The organism is Streptomyces sp. NPDC048664 (assembly GCF_040650555.1).
Classification (GTDB): domain Bacteria; phylum Actinomycetota; class Actinomycetes; order Streptomycetales; family Streptomycetaceae; genus Streptomyces.
The window spans coordinates 137,725-163,977 of record NZ_JBEZHK010000006.1 but is presented as its reverse complement, the minus strand read 5'-3'; the positions used below and the strand labels follow the sequence as shown (position 1 = coordinate 163,977).

At 69.9% G+C, this 26,253-nt stretch carries 25 protein-coding genes and 1 tRNA gene; 14 read left to right on the top strand and 12 right to left on the bottom strand.

The window, feature by feature from the left end; all coding sequences use genetic code 11:
- Positions 1-304 precede the first annotated feature (304 nt).
- Together AB0C59_RS09120 and AB0C59_RS09115 are read right to left on the bottom strand one after the other, a co-directional pair.
- Positions 305-772, bottom strand: coding sequence for a RidA family protein (locus tag AB0C59_RS09120; RefSeq protein WP_363002180.1), 468 nt, complete (start codon positions 770-772; stop codon positions 305-307).
- Complete coding sequence (locus AB0C59_RS09115) at positions 769-930, bottom strand: DUF4177 domain-containing protein (RefSeq protein ID WP_010986011.1); 162 nt, start codon at positions 928-930, stop codon at positions 769-771. Before AB0C59_RS09115 ends, AB0C59_RS09120 begins: the two co-directional genes overlap by 4 nt.
- A 138-nt stretch (positions 931-1,068) precedes the next feature.
- Here AB0C59_RS09115 and AB0C59_RS09110 point away from each other — a divergent pair, with 138 nt between their 5' ends.
- Entirely contained in the window at positions 1,069-2,046 is a 978-nt protein-coding gene (locus AB0C59_RS09110; RefSeq protein WP_363002178.1) for an ArsA-related P-loop ATPase, read from the top strand.
- On the top strand, positions 2,043-3,494 hold the full coding sequence (locus AB0C59_RS09105) for an ArsA family ATPase (protein ID WP_363002176.1): 1,452 nt from the start codon (positions 2,043-2,045) through the stop codon (positions 3,492-3,494). The genes AB0C59_RS09110 and AB0C59_RS09105 overlap by 4 nt, the downstream gene beginning before the upstream one ends.
- 175 nt (positions 3,495-3,669) lie before the next feature.
- Here the strand turns inward: AB0C59_RS09105 and AB0C59_RS09100 are convergent, their stop codons facing one another.
- Positions 3,670-4,008 carry a WhiB family transcriptional regulator gene (locus AB0C59_RS09100; protein WP_363002174.1) on the bottom strand — a complete coding sequence of 113 codons (339 nt, stop codon included), beginning with the start codon at positions 4,006-4,008 and terminating at the stop codon, positions 3,670-3,672.
- A gap of 509 nt (positions 4,009-4,517) precedes the next feature.
- On the opposite strand from AB0C59_RS09100, the gene AB0C59_RS09095 reads away from it, so the two are divergent.
- Entirely contained in the window at positions 4,518-6,827 is a 2,310-nt protein-coding gene (locus tag AB0C59_RS09095) for a transglycosylase domain-containing protein (protein ID WP_363002172.1), read from the top strand.
- Between the two features lie 122 nt (positions 6,828-6,949).
- Here AB0C59_RS09095 and AB0C59_RS09090 read toward each other — a convergent pair whose 3' ends face one another.
- Positions 6,950-7,417, bottom strand: a complete 468-nt coding sequence (locus AB0C59_RS09090) for a GatB/YqeY domain-containing protein (RefSeq protein WP_363002170.1) — start codon at positions 7,415-7,417, stop codon at positions 6,950-6,952.
- Between the two features lie 110 nt (positions 7,418-7,527).
- On the opposite strand from AB0C59_RS09090, the gene AB0C59_RS09085 reads away from it, so the two are divergent.
- The 4 genes from AB0C59_RS09085 (at position 7,528) to AB0C59_RS09070 (ending at position 11,342) form a co-directional block, all read left to right on the top strand.
- Complete coding sequence (locus AB0C59_RS09085; RefSeq protein WP_363002168.1) at positions 7,528-8,457, top strand: metallophosphoesterase; 930 nt, start codon at positions 7,528-7,530, stop codon at positions 8,455-8,457.
- Between the two features lie 121 nt (positions 8,458-8,578).
- Positions 8,579-9,349 carry a Pr6Pr family membrane protein gene (locus AB0C59_RS09080; protein ID WP_363002166.1) on the top strand — a complete coding sequence of 257 codons (771 nt, stop codon included), beginning with the start codon at positions 8,579-8,581 and terminating at the stop codon, positions 9,347-9,349.
- A gap of 47 nt (positions 9,350-9,396) precedes the next feature.
- Positions 9,397-9,470 (top strand) — tRNA-Pro (locus AB0C59_RS09075).
- Between the two features lie 609 nt (positions 9,471-10,079).
- The gene (locus AB0C59_RS09070) at positions 10,080-11,342 is read left to right on the top strand and encodes a hypothetical protein (protein WP_363002164.1); all 1,263 of its coding nucleotides are present in this window, start codon (positions 10,080-10,082) and stop codon (positions 11,340-11,342) included.
- On the opposite strand, the gene AB0C59_RS09065 is transcribed toward AB0C59_RS09070, so the two are convergent.
- The 4 genes from AB0C59_RS09065 to AB0C59_RS09050 form a co-directional block, all read right to left on the bottom strand.
- The gene (locus AB0C59_RS09065; protein WP_363002162.1) at positions 11,272-12,114 is read right to left on the bottom strand and encodes a PE-PGRS family protein; all 843 of its coding nucleotides are present in this window, start codon (positions 12,112-12,114) and stop codon (positions 11,272-11,274) included. The genes AB0C59_RS09070 and AB0C59_RS09065 overlap by 71 nt on opposite strands.
- Positions 12,115-12,270: 156 nt before the next feature.
- Positions 12,271-13,800 (bottom strand): LacI family DNA-binding transcriptional regulator, encoded by a 1,530-nt coding sequence (locus tag AB0C59_RS09060; RefSeq protein ID WP_363002160.1) that lies wholly within the window; start codon positions 13,798-13,800, stop codon positions 12,271-12,273.
- Positions 13,801-13,851: 51 nt separating this feature from the next.
- Positions 13,852-14,232: a helix-turn-helix domain-containing protein gene (locus AB0C59_RS09055; RefSeq protein ID WP_363002158.1), complete on the bottom strand. Its 381-nt coding sequence runs from the start codon at positions 14,230-14,232 to the stop codon at positions 13,852-13,854.
- A gap of 46 nt (positions 14,233-14,278) precedes the next feature.
- The gene (locus AB0C59_RS09050) at positions 14,279-14,536 is read right to left on the bottom strand and encodes a helix-turn-helix transcriptional regulator (protein WP_142218651.1); all 258 of its coding nucleotides are present in this window, start codon (positions 14,534-14,536) and stop codon (positions 14,279-14,281) included.
- Positions 14,537-15,049: 513 nt separating this feature from the next.
- On the opposite strand from AB0C59_RS09050, the gene AB0C59_RS09045 reads away from it, so the two are divergent.
- The 6 genes from AB0C59_RS09045 (at position 15,050) to AB0C59_RS09020 (ending at position 21,305) form a co-directional block, all read left to right on the top strand.
- Positions 15,050-15,982 (top strand): hypothetical protein, encoded by a 933-nt coding sequence (locus tag AB0C59_RS09045; protein ID WP_363002156.1) that lies wholly within the window; start codon positions 15,050-15,052, stop codon positions 15,980-15,982.
- Positions 15,979-16,680: an ATP-binding protein gene (locus AB0C59_RS09040; protein ID WP_363002406.1), complete on the top strand. Its 702-nt coding sequence runs from the start codon at positions 15,979-15,981 to the stop codon at positions 16,678-16,680. Before AB0C59_RS09045 ends, AB0C59_RS09040 begins: the two co-directional genes overlap by 4 nt.
- 189 nt (positions 16,681-16,869) lie before the next feature.
- Positions 16,870-18,201, top strand: a complete 1,332-nt coding sequence (locus AB0C59_RS09035) for a hypothetical protein (RefSeq protein WP_363002154.1) — start codon at positions 16,870-16,872, stop codon at positions 18,199-18,201.
- Between the two features lie 182 nt (positions 18,202-18,383).
- Complete coding sequence (gene mobC, locus AB0C59_RS09030; protein WP_363002404.1) at positions 18,384-18,875, top strand: plasmid mobilization relaxosome protein MobC; 492 nt, start codon at positions 18,384-18,386, stop codon at positions 18,873-18,875.
- A complete protein-coding gene (locus AB0C59_RS09025) occupies positions 18,872-20,608 on the top strand; it encodes a relaxase/mobilization nuclease domain-containing protein (RefSeq protein ID WP_363002152.1) in 1,737 nt (578 codons plus the stop codon). The genes mobC and AB0C59_RS09025 overlap by 4 nt, the downstream gene beginning before the upstream one ends.
- A 310-nt stretch (positions 20,609-20,918) precedes the next feature.
- Entirely contained in the window at positions 20,919-21,305 is a 387-nt protein-coding gene (locus AB0C59_RS09020) for a hypothetical protein (RefSeq protein WP_363002150.1), read from the top strand.
- 91 nt (positions 21,306-21,396) lie between these two features.
- Here the strand turns inward: AB0C59_RS09020 and AB0C59_RS09015 are convergent, their stop codons facing one another.
- A complete protein-coding gene (locus AB0C59_RS09015) occupies positions 21,397-22,218 on the bottom strand; it encodes a DUF317 domain-containing protein (protein ID WP_363002148.1) in 822 nt (273 codons plus the stop codon).
- 170 nt (positions 22,219-22,388) lie between these two features.
- Entirely contained in the window at positions 22,389-22,742 is a 354-nt protein-coding gene (locus AB0C59_RS09010) for a DUF317 domain-containing protein (protein WP_363002146.1), read from the bottom strand.
- Positions 22,743-22,935: 193 nt separating this feature from the next.
- Here AB0C59_RS09010 and AB0C59_RS09005 point away from each other — a divergent pair, with 193 nt between their 5' ends.
- On the top strand, positions 22,936-23,640 hold the full coding sequence (locus AB0C59_RS09005) for a nucleotidyltransferase domain-containing protein (protein ID WP_363002144.1): 705 nt from the start codon (positions 22,936-22,938) through the stop codon (positions 23,638-23,640).
- A 48-nt stretch (positions 23,641-23,688) separates the two neighbouring features.
- Here the strand turns inward: AB0C59_RS09005 and AB0C59_RS09000 are convergent, their stop codons facing one another.
- Together AB0C59_RS09000 and AB0C59_RS08995 are read right to left on the bottom strand one after the other, a co-directional pair.
- A complete protein-coding gene (locus AB0C59_RS09000) occupies positions 23,689-24,642 on the bottom strand; it encodes an FAD-dependent oxidoreductase (RefSeq protein ID WP_363002142.1) in 954 nt (317 codons plus the stop codon).
- Positions 24,643-24,652: 10 nt separating this feature from the next.
- The gene (locus AB0C59_RS08995) at positions 24,653-26,098 is read right to left on the bottom strand and encodes a carph-isopro domain-containing protein (RefSeq protein WP_127432674.1); all 1,446 of its coding nucleotides are present in this window, start codon (positions 26,096-26,098) and stop codon (positions 24,653-24,655) included.
- Positions 26,099-26,253 lie beyond the last annotated feature (155 nt).

Genomic DNA, 26,253 nt, shown 5'->3' with positions numbered 1-26,253 from the left:
ATGTTCGAGGGGCAGTGATCATCAAAAGCCCTGGGCGGCGGGCTCTCCCCGGGCATCCGCCCCGGACCGGGAATCCGGCCCCGGCCGTTCGGCAGAGTCATGGTCGGTAGAGCCATGTCGGTAGAGCCATGGCCGGTGAAGCCATGGGGCCTACCCGGTGCGCGACGCGACCGATGGCCGGCCCGTGCGTCGCCGATCCGATCGGCGACGCCCTGAGGCCGCCCCAGGGAGCCGAAACAGCCGGCCCCGGGGCTCCGGACGTGACGGCCGACCGCCACGCGGCTCCCTCGCGGACGAACCACGCCTACGCCTGCGTCAGCTCCACCTGGATCTCCACCTCGACCGGCGCGTCCAGCGGAAGCACCGCCACGCCGACCGCGCTCCGCGCGTGCACGCCCTTGTCGCCGAGGACCTCGCCCAGCAGCTCGCTGGCGCCGTTGATGACACCCGGCTGTCCGGTGAAGTCCGACGCGGACGCCACGAAGCCGACGACCTTCACCACACGCGCGATGCGGTCCAGGTCACCCGTCACGGACTTGACCGCGGCGAGCGCGTTCAGCGCGCAGGTGCGGGCGAGTTCCTTCGCCTCCTCCGCGGTGACCTCGGCGCCCACCTTGCCGGTGACCGGAAGCTTGCCCTCCACCATCGGGAGCTGGCCCGCGGTGTAGACGTACACGCCGGACCGCACGGCCGGCTGGTAGGCGGCCAGGGGCGGTACGACCTCCGGGAGGGTCAGGCCCAGTTCGGCCAGCCGGGACTCGACGGCGCTCATGCCTGCCTCTCCCGCTTCAGGTAGGCCACCAGCTGCTCGGGGTTGTTCGGCCCGGGCACGACCTGGACGAGCTCCCAGCCGTCCTCGCCCCAGGTGTCCAGAATCTGCTTCGTTGCGTGGACGAGCAGCGGCACAGTCGCGTATTCCCACTTGGTCATGGGGCGACTGTAGCCGCTGCGGCGGCCAGGTCACGCGGCCGGTCACGGCCCGACGGGCGGTGCCGTGAGGCCGAGCGCGGCACAGGTTGTCCACAGCCTCCCGCGTGGGTCGCGCGGGAACTGGTTAGGCTCGTGGACGTGAGCAGGCTCCAGGTCGTCAGCGGCAAGGGCGGGACCGGAAAGACCACGGTCGCCGCATCACTCGCGCTCGCCCTCGCGACCGAGGGCAAACGCACCCTCCTCGTCGAGGTCGAGGGCAGACAGGGCATCGCGCAGCTCTTCGAGACGGACGCGCTGCCCTACGAAGAACGGAAGATCGCGGTCGCGCCGGGCGGCGGCGAGGTCTACGCGCTCGCGATCGATCCCGAGCTCGCCCTGCTGGACTACCTCCAGATGTTCTACAAACTGGGGGGCGCGGGCAGGGCCCTGAAGAAGCTCGGCGCGATCGACTTCGCCACCACCATCGCCCCCGGTCTCAGGGACGTGCTGCTGACCGGGAAGGCGTGCGAGGCCGTCCGCAGGAAGGAGCGGAACGGCCGGTTCACGTACGACTACGTGGTGATGGACGCGCCTCCCACCGGGCGCATCACGCGCTTCCTGAACGTGAACGACGAGGTCGCGGGCCTGGCCAGGATCGGCCCGATACACAATCAGGCCCAGGCCGTGATGCGGGTGCTGAAGTCCCAGGAGACGGCCGTGCACCTGGTCACCCTCCTGGAGGAGATGCCGGTCCAGGAGACGGCGGACGGGATCGCCGAGCTGCGCGCCGCGAAGCTTCCGGTGGGCCGGGTCATCGTCAACATGGTGCGGCCGGAGGTTCTCACCCGGTCGGAGCTGGACCTCGCGTACGAGGTGCCGCGTACGGCGGTCGCCAAGGCGTTGTCGGGCGCGGGGCTCGGTGGCGCGCGCCGCGGCGGGCTGGCGGAGCGGCTGGTGGACCCGCTGCTTCGGCAGGCCGGTGAATACGCCGAGCGTTTCGCCCTGGAGGGGGAGCAGCGCGCCGTGCTCGCCGACCTGGGGCTGCCGCTCCATGAACTTCCGCTGCTCGCCGAGGGGATGGACCTGGCGGGCCTGTACGAACTGGCCACGGAACTGCGTCAGCAAGGGATCTCATGAGCTCGGACCCGACCTCCACGCACGACGACAGGACCTTCGCACCGGACACGGCACACCCTCACGACGGCCACGACATCGGGGGCACGGGCACGCGCGCGTTGAAGCACCTGCCCGTCCTGGAGATCGACCCGCTCCTGGACGATCCGAAGACCCGTATCGTCGTGTGCTGCGGCTCGGGCGGTGTCGGCAAGACGACCACGGCGGCGGCTCTCGGGCTGCGCGCGGCCGAGCGTGGCCGCAAGGTCGTCGTCCTCACCATCGACCCGGCCCGCAGGCTCGCCCAGTCCATGGGCATCGACGCGCTCGACAACACCCCGCGCCGGGTGAAGGGCATCGAGGAGGGCTCTGGCGGCGAACTGCACGCCATGATGCTCGACATGAAGCGCACCTTCGACGAGATCGTCGAAGGCCACGCGGACCCCGAGCGGGCGGCGGCCATCCTCGGCAATCCCTTCTACCAGTCGCTCTCGGCCGGCTTCGCGGGCACGCAGGAGTACATGGCGATGGAGAAGCTGGGGCAGCTGAGGGCTCGGGACGAGTGGGACCTCATCATCGTGGACACCCCGCCCTCGCGCTCGGCGCTCGACTTCCTGGACGCCCCCAAGCGGTTGGGCTCCTTCCTGGACGGGAAGCTGATCCGCGTCCTGATGGCGCCGGCGAAGGTCGGCGGTCGCGCCGGAATGCGGTTCCTGAACGTCGGGATGTCGATGATGACGGGGGTCCTGGGCAAGGTCCTCGGAGGGCAGCTCCTGAAGGACGTACAGACGTTCGTGGCCGCCATGGACACCATGTTCGGCGGGTTCCGCACCCGCGCGGACGCGACGTACAAGCTGCTCCAGGCGCCGGGCACGGCGTTCCTGGTGGTCGCGGCGCCGGAGCGGGACGCGCTGCGCGAGGCGGCCTACTTCGTGGAGCGGCTCGCCGCCGAGGACATGCCGCTGGCGGGTCTGGTGCTGAACCGGGTGCACGGCAGCGACGCGGACCGCCTGTCGGCCGAGCGGGCGCTGGCCGCCGCGGAAAATCTTGAGGAGCCTCGCATTGTGGATCAGCGGGCCGGGAAAGCTGTAAATCGTAACTCTCCCGACACGTACGACAGTTCCGAATCTTCTTCATCCGAAGCGACTGGCCCCGGCCCAGGCTCCCCCGCCACCCCGGACCAGGACCGAAGCGTCGAGCACCTCACCGCAGGCCTGCTGAGACTGCACGCGGAACGTATGCGACTGCTCTCCCGCGAGCAGCGCACGCGCGACCGCTTCACCGCACGTCACCCAGAGGTGGCCGTGACGGAGGTGGCCGCGCTCCCCGCCGACGTCCACGACCTCTCGGGATTGCGCGACATCGGCACCCGCCTCGCGGCCACCGAACCCATGCCCCGGCCCGAGCCCGAGCACGCCGAACCCGTCGAGCGAACCGAGCCCCTTGAGCAGGCCGGGGACCGCGAGGCGTAGGCGTGGCCGCGGCCACGCCGAAGGGCACCGCGACACGAGGTCGTACGAGGGCTCCGCGAGAGGCCATGAGGGACGCCCCGGCAGGCCCGATCGCGGGCGCCTGCCTTCACCGCCACGGCAGCGCATCATCCACTCCGCCGTGGCACGCCCGTCCGCTCGTCGCGCTCAGCTCATGTCAGCCCACTGCCGCGAAGTCCTCGTACGCCTCTTCCTCGTCGAGGGGCAGCAGCCCCGCCCCACGCTCGTACTCCGTACGCGCGGTCTCCAGCAGGTGTCGCCACGAGGTGACAGTGGGCCGCCTCCGGAGCAGTGCGCGGCGCTCCCGCTCCGTCATCCCTCCCCACACGCCGAACTCGACGCGGTTGTCCAGCGCGTCGGCCAGGCACTCCGTGCGTACCGGACATCCGGTGCACACCGCCTTCGCCCTGTTCTGCGCTGCTCCTTGAACGAACAGTTCATCCGGATCGGTAGTGCGGCAGGCCGCCTGCGCACTCCAGTCGGTTACCCAGCCCATACCGGCGCCGTCCTCTCCCGAATCGAGGCTCCCCCACGGCGGCAGCGGCATATTCACCGCCGCCAGTTGAGGACGTTACGGAAGGCGGGCACAGCGCAACACCCCCTTCGGGCCCAATCTTGAATGGCCCGAACGGACTATGGGTAAGCGGCAGATCACCCAGGGGAGTGAGCTGGCGACATGTGCGACTTCAGGGACGAACGCGGGCACTTCACCTGCGCCACAAGGGACGCCCACTGACACATGAGGTGGATTCGGGCACGCATCCCACACCAACCCTGGGAAGCTCCGAACGATTCGGGGTCGCCGGACGTACTTGATACGTGGCCCTGCGGCTGTGACAGTGGGATCAGCTTAGGCCAACGCCTTCACGCCTGTCCGGGAAATGAGAACGTAGGCACCTCGTGTCGCGGTCGTCACCTCCTCGCGAGGTCACCGCCCGATACTCGAACATTCCGAGAAGCACCCGCTCCTACGGAACGCTCATCACTACGGATTAGGCTGCCCTCATGCCAAAGAAGCGCTCGGGCGGGGGACTGTCCCCCGTGCAGCAGGCCGCCAAGTTCCTCGGCGTGAGTGTGCTCGCGGGGGCGGTGATGGCCGGCATCGCGCTGCCCGCCGCCGGAGCGCTCGGGCTCGCCGCGAAGGGCTCGGTCCAGGGATTCGACGACATACCGTCCACCCTGCAGAGCCCCCAGCTCAGTCAGCGCACCACCATCCTGGACGACCAGGGCGGCCAGATCGCCTCGGTCTACTCACGTGACCGCACCGTGGTGGACCTCAAGGACATCTCGCCGTACATGCAGAAGGCGATCGTCGCCATCGAGGACTCCCGGTTCTACGAGCACGGGGCGATCGACCTGAAGGGCGTTCTGCGCGCGGTGAACCAGAACGCGCAGAGCGGCGGCGTGGCCCAGGGCGCCTCCACGCTCACGCAGCAGCTGGTCAAGAACTACTTCGTGGAGGAGGCCGGCGACGACCCGACCAAGGTCGCCCAGGCCACTCAGCAGACACTCGGCCGCAAGGTCCGCGAGCTGAAGTACGCCATCCAGCTCGAGGAGAAGCTCGGCAAGAAGAAGATCCTCGAGAACTATCTGAACATCACGTTCTTCGGTCAGCAGGCCTACGGCGTCGAGGCGGCCGCCGAACGGTACTTCTCCAAGCACGCCAAGGACCTCAACCTCCAGGAGTCCGCGCTGCTCGCGGGCCTGGTCCAGTCGCCGACGCGCTACGACCCGGTGAACGACGAGGCAGAGGCCAAGAAGCGGCGCGACGTGGTGCTGCAGCGCATGGCCGACATGCACGACGTCTCGCAGGCGGACGCCGACAAGGCCAAGAAGACCGATCTGGGACTGCACGTCAGCCAGCCGAAGAACGGCTGCATCACGGCGGTGAAGGGCGCGGGCTTCTTCTGCGACTACGTCCGCGAGGTGTTCCTGAACAACCCGGTCTTCGGCAAGACCCGCGCGGACCGGTCGAAGGTCTGGAACCAGGGCGGCCTGACCATCCGTACGACGTTGGACCCGCAGGCGCAGGAATCGGCGCAGACGTCGATCAGGGAACACGTCTACAAGAGTGACGACGTGGCCACGGCCGCGACCATCGTCCAACCGGGCACCGGCAAGATCCTGGCCATGGGCCAGTCCCGTCCCTACGGCTTCGGCCCGAACGAGACGCAGATAAACCTGTCGGTGGACCGGTCCATGGGGGGCGGCGCCGGCTACCAGCCCGGTTCGACCTTCAAGCCGATCGTGGCCGCCGCGGCCATCGAAGGCGGCATGTCGGCGACCCAGGAGTACTCGTCGCCGTACGAGATGCCGTACCCGAGCCCGGTCTCGATCTGCGACGGCAAGACCTGGGTCAACACGGACGGCACCACGCTCACGAACGAGGACGAGTCGGAGCGCGGCCCGTACGGCATGAAGGAGGCGACCGCGAAGTCGGTCAACACCTACTACGTGCAGCTGATCAACGACATCGGCATCTGCCCGGTCATCGACATGGCGAAGAAGATGGGGGTGAACCGCGCAGACGGGGCGAAGTTGGCCCAGGCCCCCTCGATCGCGCTCGGCACCCAGGAGATGTCGCCGCTGACCATGGCGAGCGCGTACGCCACCTTCGCGGATCGCGGCACGTACTGCACGCCGGTCGCCATCGAGTCCATCACGCAGACCATCGGCAACCAGAGGAAGTCGCTGCCCGTCCCGAAGTCGACGTGCACGCGCGCGATGTCGCAGGACACCGCCGACACGATGAACACCATCCTGCAGGGCGTGGTCGAGGACGGCACGGGCACGGAGGCCGGTCTCGGCAGCCGACCCAGCGCCGGCAAGACCGGTACGACGGACTTCCGCTACGCGGCCTGGTTCGTCGGATACACGCCGAACATGGCGGGTGCCGTCTGGGTCGGCGATCCGGCGCACAAGCGGCAGATGATCGACGTCTCCATCGGCGGCAACTCCTACGCCAAGGTCTACGGCGGCCAGGTACCGGGCCCGATCTGGCGCGACATGATGTCGGGGGCCCTGCAGGGCCAGCCGGTCGAGGACTTCAACTACGTCGACATCCCTGACCACCGAAACGACGGGGACTACGGCGACGACGGGGGCTGGGACGACGGAAAGGGCCATGGACGCAAGCCCGGCAAGGGCGGCGGCCATGGCGGCCTGACCACGGGTGGCCTGCTCGGCGGCCTGACCGCCGGCGGAACCGCCGGGTCACCGAACGGCGGCACGCCGTCCAAGCCCGGCCTCCCGCAGGGCTGGACCCAAGGCAACGGGAACGGCGGCAGGAACGGGAACGGCGGCCCGACCCGCTAGCCCGCACCCAGGCCGCCCAGGCACTACGGCGATGGGGGCGCCCCTCCGAAGAGGGGCGCCCCCATCGCCGTATGCACGACGGACCAGACGGGCCGGCCGTGGACCGGCCCTGGACCTTCCGGTCAGCCGCCCGCGAGGAGCTGCTTGACCACGGCGGCGACCCGGCCGCCCTCCGCGAGGCCGGCCACCTTCGGGTTGACGATCTTCATGACCTGGCCCATGGCGCGCGGCCCCTCGGCCCCGGCGGCCCTGGCCTCCTCGACCGCCTGGCCGACGATCTGCCGCAGCTCGTCGTCGGACAGCTGCTTGGGCAGGTACGCGGCGAGCAGCTCGCCCTCCGCCGTCTCCCGCTCGGCCTGCTCGGGGCGCCCGCCCTGGGCGAACGCGTCGGCCGCCTCGCGCCTCTTCTTCGCCTCACGAGTGATCACCTTGGTGACCTCCTCGTCGGAGAGTTCGCGCTTCTCCTTGCCCGCGACCTCCTCCTTGGTGATGGCGGCGAGGGTCAGCCGGAGCGTCGAGGAGCGGAGCTCGTCGCGCTCCTTGATCGCGGCGTTGAGGTCTTCCTGCAGCTTCGACTTGAGCGTGGTCATGGCACTGATTGTGACAGGTGCGGCACGGCGGTCGCCCGCGTATTTCCCCGCGGCCCCAGGGTTGTCCACAGGTGAACGGAGGCGTCCTCTTGTTCTGACACGATGGTCGTATGCGCGCGCGATACGGAGTACCCCTGGGAATCACGGCGGTTGCCGCCACCGGACTGCTGTACTCGGCCGGGATCGAGGTCCGTTCCTTCCGACTGCGCCGGGTGACGGTCCCGGTGCTGCCGCCGGGGACGCGCCCGCTGCGGGTGCTCCAGGTCTCCGACATCCACATGGTGCGCGGCCAGCGCAAGAAGCAGCGCTGGCTGCGCTCGCTGGCGAGCCTGCGCCCGGACTTCGTGATCAACACCGGTGACAACCTGTCCGACCCGGAGGGCGTGCCGGAGGTGCTGGACGCCCTGGGCCCGCTGATGCAGTTCCCGGGTGCCTACGTCTTCGGCTCCAACGACTACTACGGCCCCCGGCTGCGCAACCCCGGGCGCTACCTGGTGGAGAAGGTGCGGGGCAGTCACGGACTGAACGGCAATCCTCCCGTGGAGGACGCCATCCACAACCCCTGGGAGGACCTGCGGGACGGCTTCGACGCGGCGGGCTGGCGCAACCTGACGAACACCCGGGGATCCCTGAAGATCGACGGCCTGGAGATCGAGCTGACGGGCCTGGACGACCCGCACATCAAGCGCGACCGGTACATGCGCGTGGCGGGCGGCCCGTCCCCTTCGGCGGACTTCTCGATGGGCGTCGTCCACGCGCCCTACCTGCGCAGCCTGGACGCCTTCACGGCGGACGGCTATCCGCTGATCCTGGCGGGCCACACCCACGGCGGCCAGCTCTGCATCCCCTTCTACGGCGCGCTGGTCACCAACTGCGACCTGGACACGGACCGGGTGAAGGGCCTGTCACGGCACGCGTCGCAGGGGCGGACCTCGTATCTGCACGTGTCGGCGGGCTGCGGGACGAGCCGCTACACGCCGGTGCGCTTCGCCTGCCCGCCGGAGGCGACGCTGCTGACTCTCGTGAGCAAGGAGCACTGAACACGAAGTAGTACGCCCGGCGAGGACCCGTCCGCCCGTCGACCGCCGTCGACCACCTCGCCGTTAACCCGCCCGGACCACCCATATCGCCCGATCTGCCCCATCCGCTTAGCGTGAGGGCATGACCTCGCCGATACCCAAGGAGATCCCGGACCTCCCGGCAGTGCCGGGCGGTCCGAGGCTGCGGCCGGGCGTCGTCCCTTCCGCCGCAGTGATGGCTCCCGCGTACCGTCCCGTGGCCGCCACCTACCGCCTGCTGGTCGCGGCGGCGGCAGGGGCGTCGGTGTCCGTCGACCTGCTCCTCGGCAGCCCGGTCCGGGTGCTGACCTTCTTCACGATCCAGGCGAACGTGCTCGCCGCACTGGTCTTCACCCTGTCGGCCCTGCGAGCCGGCTCAGCCCGCCGCCCGCTGCCCGCGCTGGTGACCGGCGGCACGCTCTTCTACACCCTGATCGCGGCCCTCGTGTATCACGTGCTCCTGGTGAACGAGCCCGGCACCCTGTCGATGACCGGCCACCCCGACGCCCCCACGGGCTGGCCCGCGCTCGCCAACCAGGTCATGCACACCCTGGTGCCGATCGCCGCCCTGCTGGACTGGCTCCTGCTGACCCGCCCGGCACCCCTGTCCCTGCGGCACGCAAAGCTGTGGCTGCTGTACCCCATGGCCTACCTGGCCCTCACCTTCGTACGCGGCGAACTGATCCCCCCGGGCAAGGGGGGCCGCTACCTCTACCCCTTCCTGGACGTGGAGCGCCTCGGCTACCGGAGCGTCCTCGCCAACGCCCTCCTCGTCGGCCTGGCGTTCTTCACCGTGGCCGTCCTCCTGGTGGCCCTCGACCACATCCGGCCGGACCCCACCCGCCGCCGCTCGAAAACCGGATTTCGTCTCTAGCCACCGGTGGGCTAAAGTAAACGTCGTCGCCGCGACAGCAGCGACATCGGGGTGTAGCGCAGCTTGGCAGCGCGCTTCGTTCGGGACGAAGAGGTCGTGGGTTCAAATCCCGCCACCCCGACAGAGAAACACCAGGTCAGGCCCAGTGCTGAGAGATCAGCGCCGGGCCTGATTTGCTTTGTGGCCCCGTTTTGGGAGCCGTTTGGGAGCCAACTTCCAGAAACCGGCTCCCGGTGGCTCCCAGCGAGCGGCCGTCCGCCGTCCAGCCCGCTCTTTGCCGCTCACGCTGGGAAAGGGTCATCCCTACGGTTGTGCGAGGCTGATCACAGGCGGTACGACGATCGCCATGCACCGATGGTCTCCGTTAAACGACCGGCAGCTCGCGCTCCTCACCCGCATCGGGGACGGAGCCGACCCCGTCACGTCGGACAGCCCAGAGTTCGCTCTCACCGCCCGCGCGCTCAAGGAGCGGCGTCTGATCACCATGCCCAAGCAGGATGGGAAGTGGCAGGCGGAGATCACTGACGCGGGGCGCTTCTACCTGGAACACGGCCATCACCCAGACCGGCCGGAACCGGCGCCTCGCAAGCAGCGGTCGGCGGGTTCCGAGCAACGGACACGGCCTGCCCCTCCTCCCCAGAAGCAAGATACGACTCCGTCCACGACGAAGCCGGCGCCGCAACGCACCGCCAAGTCCCCACAGGCGTCGCCGGCGGAAATCGGAGCCGCCTTGATCGCGGAAGTACAGCAGGCTGGGCGGTTCCTCCGGATCCCGAACCCCAGCGACCAGGAGCGAGCCCGCTACCGCAGGGCCTTCGACGCAGCCCGGCAGTGTGCGCCCGAGGGGTACCACCTGAAGTACAGCGGCCGGGCGAAAGGGGACTTCTTCCTCGGTCTACTCAGGGTGTCGGGTGAGGACGACACCGAGTGGAACCGGATCCGGCTGGCGCGCAGCCGGGTGATCAGCGATATCGAGGACGTGATCGCCGCTGTCGCTGCGGACCACAGCGCCTTCGAGATCTCGGAGGAGGTCCTGCCGCGAGTCCTCTCGCTTCTCCGGCTCCTCGCCGAGCAGGCACTCGCCCGCCACGGCGAGATCACGGTGTCCAAGAAGCGCAAGCAGCCCAGGCCCCTGCTCACCGTTCACGGCAGGACGTACGAGGTCGGCTTCCGCGAACGGCAGAAGCAGGTCCGGTACGTGCCCAAGCAGCCGGGCCGACGTACGTACGACTGGCAGCGGGTGACGCCGGCGCACAGGTTCGAGCCATCCGGCGAGCTGGAACTGCTGATCAGCCAGCACTCGGGCTACGGCTACGGCCACAGCTACGGCTGGAAGAAGGAATGGGCCGACACCGCCAAGAAGCCGTTGGAGGAGCAGGTCGGTTCGGTGTTCCGGGCGCTGAAGGCGCGCGCGGAGGAGCAGGAGCGGGCTCGGCTGGAACGGGAGGCGGAGCAGCGACGCCTGCGAGAGGAGCGGGAGCGGCAGGAGGCGGAGCGTCGGCGTCTGGAGGCGGAGCGGGAGGAGCGCGAGAGGCGGGAGTGGGAGTCCGCCGTCAGTGCCGCCTCGATCAAGGCGGTTTACGCCCTACGGGCGGAGCACTTCGGCACAGCCCTGGAGCAGTGGAAGGTGGCTGGGGAGATCCGGGTGTTCTGCGTCGCTCTGGACGAAGCCGCCGCCACATCGGACGACGCCGTCGAAGCCGAGAGGCTGCGACAGTGGTCGGCTTGGGGGAAGGCGGAGGCCGACCGGCTGGACCCCACCATGAACGGCAGGGGCCTGGCCGTTCTCGACTTCCACGCGGAGCCGACGGGAGATCAGCTACGGCCCTTTCTCGGCGGCTGGCACCCGCACCGGCCTGAGAGGGAACAGCCTGCGGCACGGCCCGAGCCGCCGAAGCCGACCCCGGAGCCGTGGCGCGGCTCTATCGACGCACGTCAGGATCAAGGGTGGCGATATGGACGCCAAGGTCGCGCTCAATGGTGGAGGCGATGACGCCGTGCCCACGGTCACGTAGGGCCTTGACCGCCTTCTCCACCAGCTGGCCGAGCCGGATGACCTCTTCGCGCAGTGCGACCAGCTCGTCGTAGCGCTCAGCCTTGTCCTCGCCGCACCACGCCCGGACGGTCCGCAGGACGGCCGCCTCCGCATCCAACTTGCGGTCGTCCCGACGACGGTACGAGTACCAGGAGGGCTGTGCGCGCTCTTGCTCGATGTCCTGCTGCTTGCGGTCCACCTCCGGGAGGATCTCGTCGGCGAGGCGGCCCGCTACCTGACGGGCGACGCGTTCGGTGACCGGCCAGCCGGCCAGGCACATGCCGGCACGGTTCTCGTGCACCATCGGGTCACTGCGGAGCGCGGTGGCGTCCATGCCGATGAGCGGCGCTGTCTCGTCGAGTCGGCTCAGTTCCATAACTCCCGCGTCTGCCACCCCTCGGCGGAGGCGCAGCCTGTTCTTCGGCCGGACGAACCCGAGGATCAGGCGCGCGGCTTCGAAATCCGTACTGCCCCGTACGTGGCGTGACGCCTCGGTCAGTCTGAGCTCTGCCTCGTCATCCGCGCGGAACGCGTCGACGTCTGGCCAGGGTGCTACCAGGCAGCCGGGACTGACCCATTCCTGCAGGCCGGCGTCATCGCCTTCCAGGAACCGGACATGGACCCAGTCAGATCTGCCACGGCCGCCCACCCGGACGATCTCCACCTGCCTGACAGGGCTGCCCAGCTCCTTCGGCCTCGCTCGGTATGCCCAGTGCTCGCCAATCTCCATGTACCTATTGAGCCAGGTCCGTTGGCCCCGTTACGGGGCAATCGTCGTAACTGCTGGAGTGTGGCAATCACACCGAGTTGACGCGGCCTCGCGGAGGCATCGGGATATGGCTGTGCCCTCCGGCAGTGGTCGCCGGAGGGCACAGCACTTTGCTTGTTACGACTTGGCGGGCACCCGTGACACCTCGCGTGCCCGCAGGAGATCACTCAGCACGCGCACTGGTGACGTGGCACTCATGGTCAAACGTGCGTCGAGTGCTGCCTCCCACTGCTCGGTCAGCCCCTGCATGAGGCGCTTGCGCATGCCTGGAGTGACGTGGGCATAGCGTGCTGAGACCGAGCCGTCGATGTGGCCCATGCGTTCGTCCATGAGCACCTTCTCGGTGCCCAGGTCCTCCATCATCGTCCGGTGGGTGTGGCGAAGGCCGTGGGGCGTGAGCCCCTTGGCTATCGGGAGCCAGCAGGCGTCAGCCCGATCACTCGCACCCCGTCCCCGGGCCGGGACGCCGGGCCAAGGCTCGCCGAGCAGGGGCACCGGCCGTGGCTCCTGTGGTGCCTTCTTCGGGTACCAGCCGGAGACCGCCGGTGTGAAGAGCCAGGTAGCGAAACCGTTCCTGCGCCAGTGGGCGGCATGCTCCGGTACGACGCCGCCCCGGACGAACCGGAGGTCCGTGATGGCCTGCTCGACCTTCCATCGCGTGGTCTCGGTGACGCGTTCGGGGTGGTTGAGGACGTTGGACACCGTGCCGCTCGAGACGCCGGCACGACGGGCGACGTCGACGAGCTTCGCGCCCTGGTGGCCGCCTGTCCGGGCCGCGCCCTGTCCTCGGAAGACGTAGGTCTTGCCGTGGCAGGGGCACGGCTTGGGCCTTGGGCGGGCGATGTGGTTGGCGACCAGCGCGGACAGCCAGTCCATCGAGTCGATGGTGCGGTAGCTGTCGTCCTTCGGCGGGCAGCGCACCAGCTCCCCCGTGTCGAGCTCGTACAGCTGCCACTCGACGCGGACGGCTCCCGGGCGGACGAACGCGGTCTCCAGGCCGACGATCTCGCCCCAGCGCATGCCGGTGTACCCCTTGAGGACCACGGCGACGAACTCGTCGTCACGGCCGGAGAGCAGGGCAGCGCGCTCGGCGGTCAGCAGGATGCCGAGCGCGTCGGTGACCACCTTCTCCGGACCACGGTCTCGGGAGCGGCCGGCGCGTTTGCCCCGTCCGCGCCGCCGGGCAGCCGGGTTGGACGTGATCAGGCCCTCGTCGATCGCGTCCTCGAAGATCAGGTGGAGCGTCGAGCGCCAGGTCTTGACGCTGGAAGCGGCATAGAGGGCCTTCTCCTTCTTCTCCCACAGGTCGACGTCCGTGCGCAGGATGCCGGCGAGCGCCTTGTCCTCGAACTCGGGGAGGAGATGCTCCTCGATGTGGCGCTTGTAGTTCTGCATGGTGGAGGCGGCCAGGTCCTGGGCCTCGTACCAGCGGTTCGCGTACTCGCCGAAGGTCTCCTGGCCGAGGGCCGGGTCGCGCCAGTCGCCGCGACGGTACTTGTTCTCGGCCTCGGCCGCTGCCCGTTGGGCCTCGCCCTTGGTGGCGAACCTGATCGCCTTGCCGTTGTCGTCGACGACCGTGTTGTGCTTGCCGGGCGCGACTTTGTACCGGCCGCGCCAGTAGTTTCCGCGCTTCTCCGCGAAACCCAAGTTCCGCTGTCCCCCTCTTCGTTGTCCTCGGCTACGGCAGATTGGATCGGGTCACGCGACAGTGCCGTACTGCTGCTGTCGACGCGGTGGGCGGGCTCGTAGCCGGGTGGCCGGAGCAACGACAGGGCGGCGAGGTTGCGCGGCGCCGGTCTGCGTACCGGGCTCGGAGAACAGCTCGGTCGCCCGTGCGGCTGCCGGTGCGGGCTGGGCCGGCCGCTGCTCGTAGAGGCGGATGATCTCGGCGAGATGCTCGGCGGTGAAGCGGTAGGCACGGCCGACCCGGGTGTGCGGTATCAGGTGCCGTCGCGCGCGGTCCTTGACCCACCAGGCCGAGCATCCGAGGGTGTCGGCGATCTCCTCGGGGCGGTAGAGGCGGGGCGGAGGGGCGTCGGACGGCCTGTGGGGGACGGGCGCGGGCGCGGATCGGTGCAAGGGGGCGGCTCCTGGTCGGGAAGTCGGGGAGGGCTGCGTGGGCGGCTCAGGCGGCGCCCGGCCCTTGGAGGAGGGCGGCTGGCGACACCTGTAGGGCTGCGGCGATGGCGACGAGGTCGTCGATATCGCATCGCCGCTTGGCGAGTTCGATGCGGGACAGCATCGTGTTGGACATAGGGCGACCCAAAGCGCTGCAGCGGGCTGCGAGTTGGCGCTGCCCAAGGCCGCGTTCGATGCGGAGGTTTTCGATGGTGCGGGCCACCGTCAATCCTGCGGGTCCTATTTCCAGAGATCGTGCTGCCATAGCTCCATTTGTAGCGTGCATTCGGCGGTTTGGATAACCGCCGATCGTCGGCTATGTTGCGTCGCGCTCAATCGGTGAGCGAGGCGGTCGGGGTGCTGCGCAAGGCCGGATCCCCGAACGGGACCCGGCACCAGAGACCCTCTCTGACGTGGGGTGTTGTGTTGTAGCTTCGTCACTCGCAGGACGTCAACGGCTTCCCGATGTGATCCTTCTGGCTCTGGATGCGGGGCAACTATTTGGTCAACCGCCGATCGTGCCCTACCGTTTTCGCACCGCCCGCGCCGACTCGATTTCCAGCGGCATTTCTGCCGTGAGAGATTGCGCCGGATAGGGCTGGACTTGCGCGACCTGGGTGTGGCTATGTTGACGACACCCCGGAAAGCGCGAGCGGCCATCAACGCTCCCGCGTCAACGGCCAGACATTCCACGTCCCTTCACGCCCGACCCGCCCCCCGACCGACGGTGAACCGTGGGCACCCAGCCCACCGGCCACCGAGTGAGGACCGCCACCTCTTGGCACGAATCCGCACCATCAAGCCGGAAGCCTTCGTCTCCGAGTCCCTGGCCGCCGTCTCCCTGACCGCCGAGCGCACCTTCTTCGGCCTGCTCACCCAGGCTGACGACCAGGGCCGGCACCGCGACCACGCCGCGATCATCGCCGGGCAGCTGTGGGTACTGCGCCCGGAACACACGCCTGGCGCTGTCGAGCAGGACCTCGCCCAGCTCGCCGACGCCGGGCTGATATGCCGCTACAAGGGCCCGGGCGACAAGCGCTACCTGCACATCGTCACCTGGCGGCAGCATCAGAAGATCAATCGCCCCAGCGCTAGCCGCCTTCCCGCCTGCCCGCACCACGACACGCAGGCTCGCACCGCGCCCGGCGTCGAGGCGCCGACTGCGGAAGTGAGCGTCACGGAGCCCGCACCGCAGCCTCACGGAGCCCTCCGTGAGGGCTCCGGGCGAATACGCGAGCCTGCGGTGAATCCGGTCACCGATGACGAAATAGCAGGTCAGGGCGATTTCAGTGAGCCCTCCGTGAGACAGCGGGGAGAGCTCGGTGAGGGAGCGGTGACGCCTCAGCGTCCGGATCTAGGACCTAGGATCATGGATCTAGGAAATACCCCTTCGGGGGGCGCGAGCGCCCCCGCACCCCACGCCGTCTCGGCCAGCGAGCTCATCGCCGAGTACGCCGCCGCTTGCACACACCGTCCGCCCAAGGACGTCCTTGGCCATCTCGCTCGCGAGGTGCGCAAGCTGCTCGGCGAGGGCATCGCCCCCGCCCACATCCGGGCCGGCCTGGAACGGCACCGCGCCAAGGGCCTGCATCCCAGCACTCTGCCGAGCCTCGTGCACGAGGCCATGAACGCGGCTCCCGCCGCGCCGGTTGTCCACAGGGCGTGGACAAACCCCGCCGACGTCGAAGCCGCCTACGGAGGTGACCTCTGACCGCCACCCTCACCCGCGAGCCCCACCGGGTCGGCCCGCTCGCCGACCGGCTCAACGGCATCCTTGCCAGTCGCGGCATCGACCTCGCCACCGCCGCCGTCGAGGAAGGGCAAGCCGAGCCCGTCACCGCGCTGGAACTCGCCGACGCCAGGATCCCCGCCCGCTACCGCCGAGCCCTGGCCGACCACCCGAAGTTCACCGCCTGGGCCGACGAGATCGCCCGCGCCGGACGCCCCGGCCCCGGCGGGCCGGGCATCGCTGAGGGCCCGTCACTGCTGATCGCCGGCCCCACGGGCACGGGCAAGACGTACCAGGCGTACGGCGCCATCCGCACCCTGCTCGCCCGAGGGGTCCGTCTGCGCTGGGAAGCGACCACCACCGCCGACTTCCACGCGCGCTTGCGCCCCCGCGCCGGCCACGACGCCGAACGTGACCTGCAGACCCTGGCGCGCTGCCCGCTGCTGTTCCTGGACGACCTCGGCGCGGCCAAGACCAGCGAATGGACCGAGGAGCTGACCTACCGGCTCATCAACCACCGGTACGAGCACATGCTCCCAACCCTCATCACCACCAACCTTCCGATGGAGCAGCTGCGCGTCACCCTCGGTGACCGCGTCGCCTCCCGCCTCGCCGAGATGACGGAGCGCGTCATCCTCGACGGCCCCGACCGACGACGCCGCACAGCGCCCGGCACCTGACTGGCCGCCTCAGCGCCCGCCCTCCTGACCGGCCCCGCCGCATCACCTGCGCTCACACCAGCCCTGCCCGCGCCAGCCACTCGCGTAGGCGGTTGCTCAGCGCTCCGTCGAATCGCCCTTCGCCCTCAATCCTCGACGCCTTGGAGCCCCCTCCTGCCTCCTCTCAGCCCCGTCCCCCTCGCCATACGGATGAGCGGCACGCCGCTCCTCCCTGACTGGGCCACCTCCCCGGTGATGACCATGGCGCTCCTCATCCCGCCCGTACTGCTCGGCCTGCTCGCCGGGTGGCTGATCCGCCAGCAGCGCCGCCGGCCGCATCACACCAACCGCTGGCGTGGGACCGCCGCGGTGCCGGTCGCGGCCGTGGCCGCGCTCGGCTGTACCGCCTACAGCGCGGACACCAACTGGCGGTTCGCCGCCGACTACCTCGACATGGGCGGCACCGCCGAGCGCGTCGCGATGTTCGCCGCCGCCGAGCTGGCCCTGTTCGCCACCGCCCTGATGGCCCGGCAGAACCTCAACGGCCCGAAGCAGGCCCCCGGCCTGCCCGGCACCCTCACCTGGGTCATCACCGCCGTCCAGGTTCTGCCCGCCTACGCCGAGTCCGGGCTGGTCGGCGGCACCGTGCGAGCCTTCGTCGGCCCCGTCATGGCCGCGATGCTGTGGCACCTGGCCATGGGCATCGAACTGCGCCACCGCACCCCCGACGCCGCCTCACGCAGCCTGGCCGCCGTCCTCGTCCGCCAGGCACGCGAACGCCTCCTGGCCCGGCTCGGCATCGCCGACCAGGACGCCGACGCCGCCCGCCTCATCCGCGACCGCGCGCTGAGCGAAGCCGTCGCCCTCATCCTGCGTGCCGAGTCGATGACCGACCGACAGCGCGGCAAGCGGCGGCAACGACGCCTGACGGAACGCCTGCACGTGGCCCTGGAGCGGGCCGGCGTCGACGGCGATCCGCTCCAGGACGAGCTGCTGCTGCGCAAGCTCGCCACCCGCAAGCAGGCGATCAGCCTCGCCTCCATCACGCTGCCTCCGCGCTGGCATATCCCGGCCTCGTCTCCCGCCCCTGAATCCGGGCACAGCCGCCCGCGCTCTGCACGCCGGGAACCGCAGCCGCGGGCAGAGGACGCTGCCCGCCCACACCCATCAGACCCGGGTGATGACGAGGTGCCTCCGGCTGCCCGCCCGCAGCCCTCCCACTCGGGGCCCGGGCTGCCCGCACGGGCAGAAGCCGAAGAAAGCCCGGCGCCCAAGGGCAGCAGCTCGGGCAGCGTGTCGGGCAGGCGCGAGCGGAAGGCGGCTGCCCGGAAGCAACGCGACGCGGGCAGATCCCGTGCCTCCGACGAGGTCATCCTCAAGCACGCTCGCCGCATCTACGAGGAGACCGGCAGCGTCGGACGCGACCGGGTCGAGGACGCTCTGCGTGCCGCCGGCTACACCGTCTCCAGCGACGGCGTCGGACGAGTCGTCCGCGAGTTCAAAACCCAGCTCAAAACCGCAGCCGGCGATCCACCCCGCTGAGCCCGCCAGCACCAGAATTCTCAACCAGACCCCGACCGAAAGGCCCCATGCACACCCCGCACCACGAAGACCCCATGCCCCATGAGGAATCCCTGCCGACCACCCCCGCCCCGAGCACAGCAAGTTGGAGGTCCGGACACTCCCCCGCAGGGGGAGCGCCCGAACCCGACCCCGCCCCGGAGGTGGCGGGGCCCGTCCGGCACCAGGGGGCACCAGACGGGAAGGCTGCGACCGAGGGCGGACTGCAGCCAGGCAAGGCCAGCTGCAAGGGCAAGGCCAAAAAGGGGAAGTCGCGTCCGCGTGACAAGAAGCAGCGCCCCGCGCACAGCGTCCGCCTCAACGAGCTGGAACTCGCCGTCATCCAGTCCGGCGCCGACCACGTCGGCATGAGCGTGGCCGGGTTCCTGGCCCACTCCGCGCTGGCCGCTGCCCGCGACCAGTCCCGCACCGCAGCGGCCATCGCCACCGAGCGGGACATCCTGACTGCGCTGTTCGGGGTGCGCCGTCAGCTCGGCTGGGCGGGCAGCAACGTCAACCAGATCGCCAAGGCCCTCAACTCGGGTGCCGACGCACCGCACTTCGCCGCCGTTCTCGCCGACCTGCAGCGTGCAGCACAGACGGTCCAGCGGGCAGCCGACAGGGTCGCCAACGGGCAGGAGGGCGAGGCGGCTTGATCCCCCGCATCCACCAGCAGGGCAGCAACACCCTCGGGCTCCTGCACTACCTGTACGGCAAGGGCACCCACGAGGAGCACATCGACCCGCACCTGGTCGCTTCCTTCGACGGCATGGCCCCCGACCCCGGCCGCGACCCCTCGGTCACGAAGAAGGATCTCCAGCACCTCCTCGACCAGCCCCTGTCCCTGCTCGACGCGGGCCAGCGTCCCGACAAGCACGTCTGGCACTGCTCGGTGCGCGCCGCACCTGACGATCCGATCCTGTCCGACGAGCAGTGGGGCGACATCGCCCGCCGCATGGTCGCCGCCACCGGCATCGACCCCGGCGATGGCGCCGGCTGCCGCTGGGCAGCCGTCCGCCATGCCGACGACCACATCCACATCATCGCCACCCTCGTCCGCGAGGACGGTCGCCGCCCCAACCACCACCGCTCCGGCAAACGCGCCCAGGCCGAGTGCCGCCTGATCGAAAAGGAACTCAGCCTGCACCAGGTCGCACCCGGCGACGGCACCGCCGCCAAGCGGACCACCAGCGCCGAGCGGCACAAGGCCGAACGGCAGGGCAGGGAGCGCCCGGCGCGCGAGGAGCTGCGGGAGACCGTACGGCGTGCGGTGGCCGGCGCGACGAGCGAGGATGAGTTCTTCGACCGGCTGGCCGCCGCCGGTCTGCTGATCCGCAAACGCGTCGCGCCCTCAGGTGACCTGCTCGGCTACAAGGTCGCCCTGCCCGACGACCGCAACAGCGAGAAGGAGCCGGTGTACTACGCGGGCTCCACGCTCGCACCCGACCTGTCCCTGCCCCGCATCCGCGAACGCTGGGCTCCTCCTGCACAGGCCGACGCCTCAGCGGACGGCTCTGGGCCGGAACAGCCCGCCCTGCCGGACGTGACAGGTCCCGCGTTCGCGCGGCGCCGGGCCACCGCCGCCACCTGGCAGGCGCTGCTGATCATCGACCAGGGTGACGACGGCACGGCAGCGGCGCAGATCGCTGCGGCGGGGGAGATCCTGGACGCGCTGGCCAAGACCTCCGCCGCCCACACCCGCAAGGAGCTGCGCGAGGCGGCCTTCGTGTTCGAGCGGGCCAGCCGCTCCCACGTGAGGGCTGTACGCGGGCACGACCGCGCCCTGCGCCAGGCCGCCCGCGACCTCGTCCACAGCGGACCAGCCCTCGGCCGCGGTGAAGACGGCGCCACCACCGCCATGCTCATCGACATGGCCTTCTTCCTCGCCATCGCCGCAGCGAACTGGCACTCGAAGAAGGAGCACGCACAGCAGGCCGCCGCAGCCCAGCAGGCAGCTGAACACCTGCGCGCCGCCTACGAAACCGCAGCAGCCCAACCGATGGCCGTCCTGCGGCGGCGAGGCCAGCGTCTGGCGCCGCGTGTTCGGCAACGACACGCCGCCCTGCTCCAGCAAGTGCTGCCGGAGCTGGCCGAGCGGATCCGCGCCGAGGCCGGCTGGGCCGCCTTGGCCGCCACCCTCGACGACGTCCGGAAGGCCGGCCACGACCCGGCCGTTCTGCTGGCCGACGCCGCCCGACGACGTGAGCTCGACACCGCCGACTCCATCAGCGACGTCCTGGTGTGGCGCCTGCGCCGCACTGCCCACCTGCTGGCCCTACCCGCAAGCCCCGACGGAACGGCCACGATGGGCACTCGGCGCACCGCACCCCTCGCGCCCGTCACGCAACCGGCCACCAGCGCCGTGAACGACCCCAGCCGACGGCGCTGACCAGCGAAAAACGGCCGAAACATAGCCGACGAATGGCGGTTGGCCAAACCGGCGATCCTCCGGACCATTGGTGCCCAGAAGCCCCCCCAACATGCCCTTGGCACCCTCGTCCCCACCGCAGTCAAGCGCGCGGCATCCCCGCCGCCGGCGCACGCTCAGCAACCGCCCTTCCGCGAGCCCCTGGTTCTCGCAGCCCACACCTCCTTGACCAAGGCACCCGCACGTCATGCCCCGAGCACCACCTGCCAGCTCATCCCCGAACCACTCGCCGGCACAAACCGATCTCACGACACCACACAAGGAACCACCCATGCACTCCTCCGTTCGGCCCGAAGTCGTCCTCTTCCTCACCACGTTGGACCTCAGCCACCCCGACCGGACGCGCCCCTACCACCGCGACGGACGCCCGTTCACCCGCGCCGAGCGCGACCTGCTGGTCACCTTCACCCCGGAGGAAAAGGCCGCCGCGATTGCGCAGATACAGCTCGAAGACGAATGGCAGCGTGAACTCGACGAAATGAAGGACGCCTTCGTCGACCTGCTCATGAAGTACTTCGCCAAGCTCCCCAAGGGATCCGTGGTCAGCGACGCCGTCGCCATCATGACCGACGAGGACTACGCGGAGTTCGAACGCCTGGCCGAGATCGTCACCGCGGAAGACACCCTCGAATTCCGCGCCCTGTACGAAGGAAGCTGACCGGCCGCACACCCACGGCGGCCCACTCGGCGGGTACACGAAGCCGGGCCTCCCCGAGGGGAGGCCCGGCTTCCATGCGTTGGACGGGCCCTCAGCCGGCCGGAGCACACAGGAGCCGATCGCGTGTACTCTCCGGCAGCACCCGGCGCAGGACCGGTGCGCTGGAGCTGAGGGAGTCGGCGAAAGCGGCGACGAGGTCGTGCGGCACGCTGGCGCTGAAGGAAGCCGCCCACAGGTAGCCCGCGCCGAGCACCGGCTCGGCCCACGCCTGCCACCCGGCCAGGGCCGCCTCGTCCGCCTCAGCCACCAGCGCCAGTGGGTCGCCATCCTGGATGAGGGGCGGCACCTCGCCGAGGCGGATGTGGGAGGCGAAATTCGGATCCACCGCGCCCGTGCCGTGCTGGTCGACGTCACGCAGCCATCCGTGCGCCGTTACCGCGTCGAGGACCAGCTCGGGGCCACCGCACGGCAGGGCGGGCTGATAGCGGGCGTCGAGCGCGGCCAGGAAGCCGGCGAGGATCTCCCCCGGGACCTCTGGGGTGAAGTAGGCCGACCACTGGGCGAGCGGACTGCGCAGGTCCGTACGGGCGGACACTTGCCAGGCGATCGGCAGGTTCCCCAGGTGGAACGGCTCGTCCGGCAGGACCCACTGCGCCCACCGCAGGGAGTCGGGGCTGATGTGCAGGACGGTGCTGCGCAGGACCTGACGGTCCTCCGGCGCCTCATCAGGCTCCTGGCGCCCGCGGACAATCGTCAGGCTCGTCCAGCCCAGGCCGGCGAGCGTGTCAGCGACGGCGTCGTACAGGCGTCCGTCGTCACCGGCCAGATGCCGGGGACCGACCCAGTACGCGGACGGGACGCAGGCCGGAGCGGGTGGATCGACCGGGAAATCGGGATGCAGGTGCGCCTCCAAGGGGCTGGGGCTGGGGGGCTTGATGCCGCCAGCGTTGCGTAGAACTGGATAGAGGTGCCGGGCCGGCTTCGCGGCGGCCTCGGGTGGCAGATGCCGGGCTACCCCGTCTCGCCCTCACCAGGCAGACGACAAGTTCCCCCAGGGACGCCGACTCGTCGAGCCTCTTGGTGTCACACGCGCTGGGAGGTCTCCAGCACGCACGCGACTGCGGCAGCGACGACATCGGCCGGCGTCTCGGTGTCGAAGGAGATCTGGTAGCCGCGCACCTTGGCCGTACCGGTGACGGCGATCTTCCACCCCTCGCCGCCGGTACCAGGACGGCCGGACGGAAACCATCCGAGATAGAAGGATCCATCCTTCGAGTTGACGCGCACGTCCGCGCGGTCGTCGACGACCAGGTGGAAGTCATCGGCGGAGAACTGATCCATCACGAGCGTGGCCTGGCCCGGCCCGAGCAGCCACTCACGCAACCGCAGGGCCTCGACGCTGGTGGAGAATCCGGGACCCTGGGGTGCCGCAGTCACAGGCAATCACCTCTCTGACCTGGTGTTTTTACGAGAAGGTCGTCCAGGTTCACATGCCCTCGCGGCGCTGACCAGTCATTCGTGGATCTTTGCTGTCTGCCCCCGGCGAACTAAAGACGCAGAGCGCGAGACCTCGCGGTCCAGCCGCGGAAAACGGCGTGCGCGCGGTGGGGCCAGTGCTGATAGTTGCCGCATGGATGCGATCGAGGCCGCACGCGCCGTCGTAGATGAACACCACCCCGAAGCGCGCACCGCGTTCCTGGGCGGCAGCGTCGTGACGGGCCGCCGAACGGCCACGTCGGACCTCGACATCGTGGTCCTGCTCCACGGAGCCCCAGCCCCCTACCGGGCGAGCCTCCAGTACGCCGGCTGGCCAGTGGAGATGTTCGTGCACACCGAGGCGACCTGGCACGCCTACGTCGAACGGGAGCTGCGCAAGCGCCGGTCACCGCTGCTGTGGATGTGTGCCGACGGACTGCTGCTCTTCGACACCGATGGACTCGGAGCCCACCTCGCCGCACAGTCCCGGAAGCTGACCGCCGCCGGACCACCACCGGTGTCGGCGGAAGAGATCGACGACCGCCCCTACGCGATCACCGACCTCCTCGACGACCTCGCGGGAAGCAACGACCAGAACGAGCGTCTGTTCATCGCGACCGAACTGGTCCGACGCACCGGTGAACTGGCACTGGCCGTTGGCGGTTCGTGGGGCGGCGGTGGGAAGTGGCTGGCACGCCGTCTTGAGACGACCGCGCCAGGGCTCAGCACACGTCTCCACCACGGCCTACAGGAGGCACTGGACGAGACAGTAGAGACCCTCGTGGCCGTCGTGGACGAGGTGCTCGGGCAGACCGGCGGCCGGTTGTGGGTCGGCTACAAGCGTGCCGGGACTCCCTAAGCGATCCCGCGCTGCGGACGTCGCAACGTCTGTTCCTCCACGTGCAGATCACTTGACGGAGAGCAACGCCCGAGCCTCCTCGGCGCACCCCCACGACAGCGTGACGCCGGCACCCCCGTGCCCGTAGTTGTGCACGACCACGGTGCCGTACTCCCACCGGTCGCTCTCCACACGGACCGTGGCGCGGGTCGGTCGAGCGCCGATCCGGTGCTCCAGGACACGGGCCTCGGCGAGGCGGGGCTCGACCTCGGCACAGCGGGCGAGGATGCCGGCAGCCGCCTTGTCGTCGGGGGCCAGATCGCCCTCGCCGTCGATCGCCGTGCCGCCCAGGACGACGGTGTCGCCGTGAGGATAGAAGCACAGCAGATCGGGCGAGAGGCCGGTGTCCTCGGAGAAGAACTCGGTCAGCCCTGGGTTGGTGACGACGACGTGCTGGCCGCGGATGGGACGGAGGTCAGGGTCCGGAACCAGGTCGCGTGCCCCGAGGCCCGTGCAGTTGACGATCGCCGAAGCCGGGCCGGTGTCCGAGAGCGAAGTCAGCCGTCGCTGCTCGACCACACCGCCGGCATCGCGGAGTCGGCGCAGGAGGTAGTCGAGGTAGGTGGGCATGTCGATCAGTGGCACGGTGAACTGGTAGCCCGCCGTGAACCCGGCCGGTAGTTCGGCCCGCTCGCACGGCCGGAAACCCGGCAAAGTGGTGGCCCAGTCTGGCGCGGCTTCGGCCGTGCGGGATGCCTCGATGCCACTGGTGAGCCGGACGCCCGTCGCCGGGTCCTGGGCCAGCTCCCGGAAGATCTCCAGGGACCGTTGTCCCCACTGGTCGACCTTGTCCTTCGGTTCGACCAAGTAAGGCCCCCACATCGCCCCGGCCGCCAGCGACGTGACCCCCGGCACCTGCTCGGCGATCACGTGCACCGAAGCCCCGGCCTCGGCGAGAACGACGGCCGTGGTGAGTCCAGCCACCCCAGCCCCGACAACGACAACGCGCTCCCCTGCGGTCATGCACCTGACCCTAACGGCCGGGTTGCGTCGATGGGGCGTGTTGGGCGAGGGCGTTCTCCAGGGCTGGCAGGAAGCCGCGCACGTGAGGGTTGCGCTGTCGGCGACGGAGGTCGGCGGCAAGTTGGTGGAGCAGCGCCGCGCTGCGAGGCGAGCGGACGACATCGAGGCGGTCGGCGGCGATCTGGCCGATCTCGCAGGCTGCCTCCAGGTCCCCGTGCGCGCTGTGTCCCAGGGCCAGCCAGGCTCCCTCGAACATGGCTCGGCGCTGGCTTGGGTCGCCGCGCGGCACGTCGTACGCCCCGGACCTGAGCATCTCGGTCCCCTGGGCGAGGAAGCGACGGCTCTTCTTTCCGCTCTCCGCCTTCTGCTGTGCACGACCCATCTGGATGAGGCCGTAACCAGCCTGGCAGTCCAGGTGGTTGTCGGTGAGGAAGTACATCCAGCGGGGCTCTTCTTGGCGGCCGTCCCGGCTTGCGATCAGTTCACGGGCAGCGCCACGAGTGTGGGCGAAGTCGTTGTCACGGCCGGCGGCGGCGTACGCGTAGGCGAGCCGGGACAGGACGGACGCCCGGACGGCCAGCGGGGCGGCGTCGCTCGCACGGCGGGCGGCCTCACCGAGGGCGATGGCGTCCGCGGGGTGTCCTCGACTCGCCGCCTGGAAGGACAGGTCGCCCAGGATGTGGGCACACAGGGGAAGATCATTGACCTGATGGGCGGCTCGAAGCGCCGTGACGAAGTAGCGCTGCGCCAGTCCGTGGTCGGCCGCGTCGAAGGCCATCCAGCCGGCCAGCTGGCCGATCTCCGCGAGCGCGCGGATCAGACGGCTCGCGACAGCCGGAGGGTGGCCGCCTTCGCGAATCAGCAGCCCGACAGCCCGGAACTGGGCTCCGACGTAGGGCAGATGACGTGCCCCTCCGTGCTCGTCATCGAGCAACTGGAGCATGGGGAGATGCTGCTCGACCTGGTCCACGAGCGGATCGGTGCCGAGCGACGACGTCATTCGAGGCGTGTACTGGCCGCGTCCCGCGGTGCCGTCGAGGTACTGGGCGACGATCGCGAGGAGTCCCGCGCCCGAGATCGCGAGGAACCGGCGACGGTCGACAAGCCCTCCCATCACCCAGTCCTCCACGATCGCCTCCATGCCCTGCGCGGTCCAAGGCCGCGCGAGATCCGTGTCCGCGGGAACCAGCGCTGACGAGTCGCCCACACGGCCCTGCCACAGTTCGGCCACCGAGACATTCCTACCCAGCTCCTGGGAGAGCACGTAGGCGGCCATCATCGGCAACGGCGAGCGCGGCAGGGAGCCGGCGTCCCGCCAGTGGTACGGCGCCGACTCCGCCACCGTCCCCGCGCCGAAGACCCGGTTGAGCTTGCGAGCGAGCGCCTTCGGGCTCCACCCGAGTTCGTCGAGGCACCCCGCCAGTACGACGTTGGGCTCGCCTGTCTGCGGTGCCACGTGCGACCACCCTTCGCTCCCGTGGTTCGTCCATCACTTCGCGGGCCCCATGGTGATGCCCCTGGACAGACGATTCACCACCGCCGCATGGAAGTTGACCGAGTTGACCCACTGATCGGGTCCTGCCTGACCGTCCCCCTCCTGTGTTCTTGGAT

What these genes read in the sequence shown, in the direction of transcription:
- AB0C59_RS09065 (WP_363002162.1), bottom strand. Translation starts at nt 12,114, where the DNA reads ATGGAGATTGGCGAGCACTGGGCATACCGAGCGAGGCCGAAGGAGCTG.
- AB0C59_RS09120 (WP_363002180.1), bottom strand. Translation starts at nt 772, where the DNA reads ATGAGCGCCGTCGAGTCCCGGCTGGCCGAACTGGGCCTGACCCTCCCG.
- AB0C59_RS09050 (WP_142218651.1), bottom strand. Translation starts at nt 14,536, where the DNA reads ATGGCAGCACGATCTCTGGAAATAGGACCCGCAGGATTGACGGTGGCC.
- AB0C59_RS09085 (WP_363002168.1), top strand. Translation starts at nt 7,528, where the DNA reads ATGCGCGCGCGATACGGAGTACCCCTGGGAATCACGGCGGTTGCCGCC.
- AB0C59_RS09020 (WP_363002150.1), top strand. Translation starts at nt 20,919, where the DNA reads ATGCACTCCTCCGTTCGGCCCGAAGTCGTCCTCTTCCTCACCACGTTG.
- AB0C59_RS09000 (WP_363002142.1), bottom strand. Translation starts at nt 24,642, where the DNA reads ATGACCGCAGGGGAGCGCGTTGTCGTTGTCGGGGCTGGGGTGGCTGGA.
- AB0C59_RS09095 (WP_363002172.1), top strand. Translation starts at nt 4,518, where the DNA reads ATGCCAAAGAAGCGCTCGGGCGGGGGACTGTCCCCCGTGCAGCAGGCC.
- AB0C59_RS09105 (WP_363002176.1), top strand. Translation starts at nt 2,043, where the DNA reads ATGAGCTCGGACCCGACCTCCACGCACGACGACAGGACCTTCGCACCG.
- AB0C59_RS09090 (WP_363002170.1), bottom strand. Translation starts at nt 7,417, where the DNA reads ATGACCACGCTCAAGTCGAAGCTGCAGGAAGACCTCAACGCCGCGATC.
- AB0C59_RS09005 (WP_363002144.1), top strand. Translation starts at nt 22,936, where the DNA reads ATGGATGCGATCGAGGCCGCACGCGCCGTCGTAGATGAACACCACCCC.
- AB0C59_RS09035 (WP_363002154.1), top strand. Translation starts at nt 16,870, where the DNA reads ATGAGCGGCACGCCGCTCCTCCCTGACTGGGCCACCTCCCCGGTGATG.
- AB0C59_RS09115 (WP_010986011.1), bottom strand. Translation starts at nt 930, where the DNA reads ATGACCAAGTGGGAATACGCGACTGTGCCGCTGCTCGTCCACGCAACG.
- AB0C59_RS09100 (WP_363002174.1), bottom strand. Translation starts at nt 4,008, where the DNA reads ATGGGCTGGGTAACCGACTGGAGTGCGCAGGCGGCCTGCCGCACTACC.
- AB0C59_RS09080 (WP_363002166.1), top strand. Translation starts at nt 8,579, where the DNA reads ATGACCTCGCCGATACCCAAGGAGATCCCGGACCTCCCGGCAGTGCCG.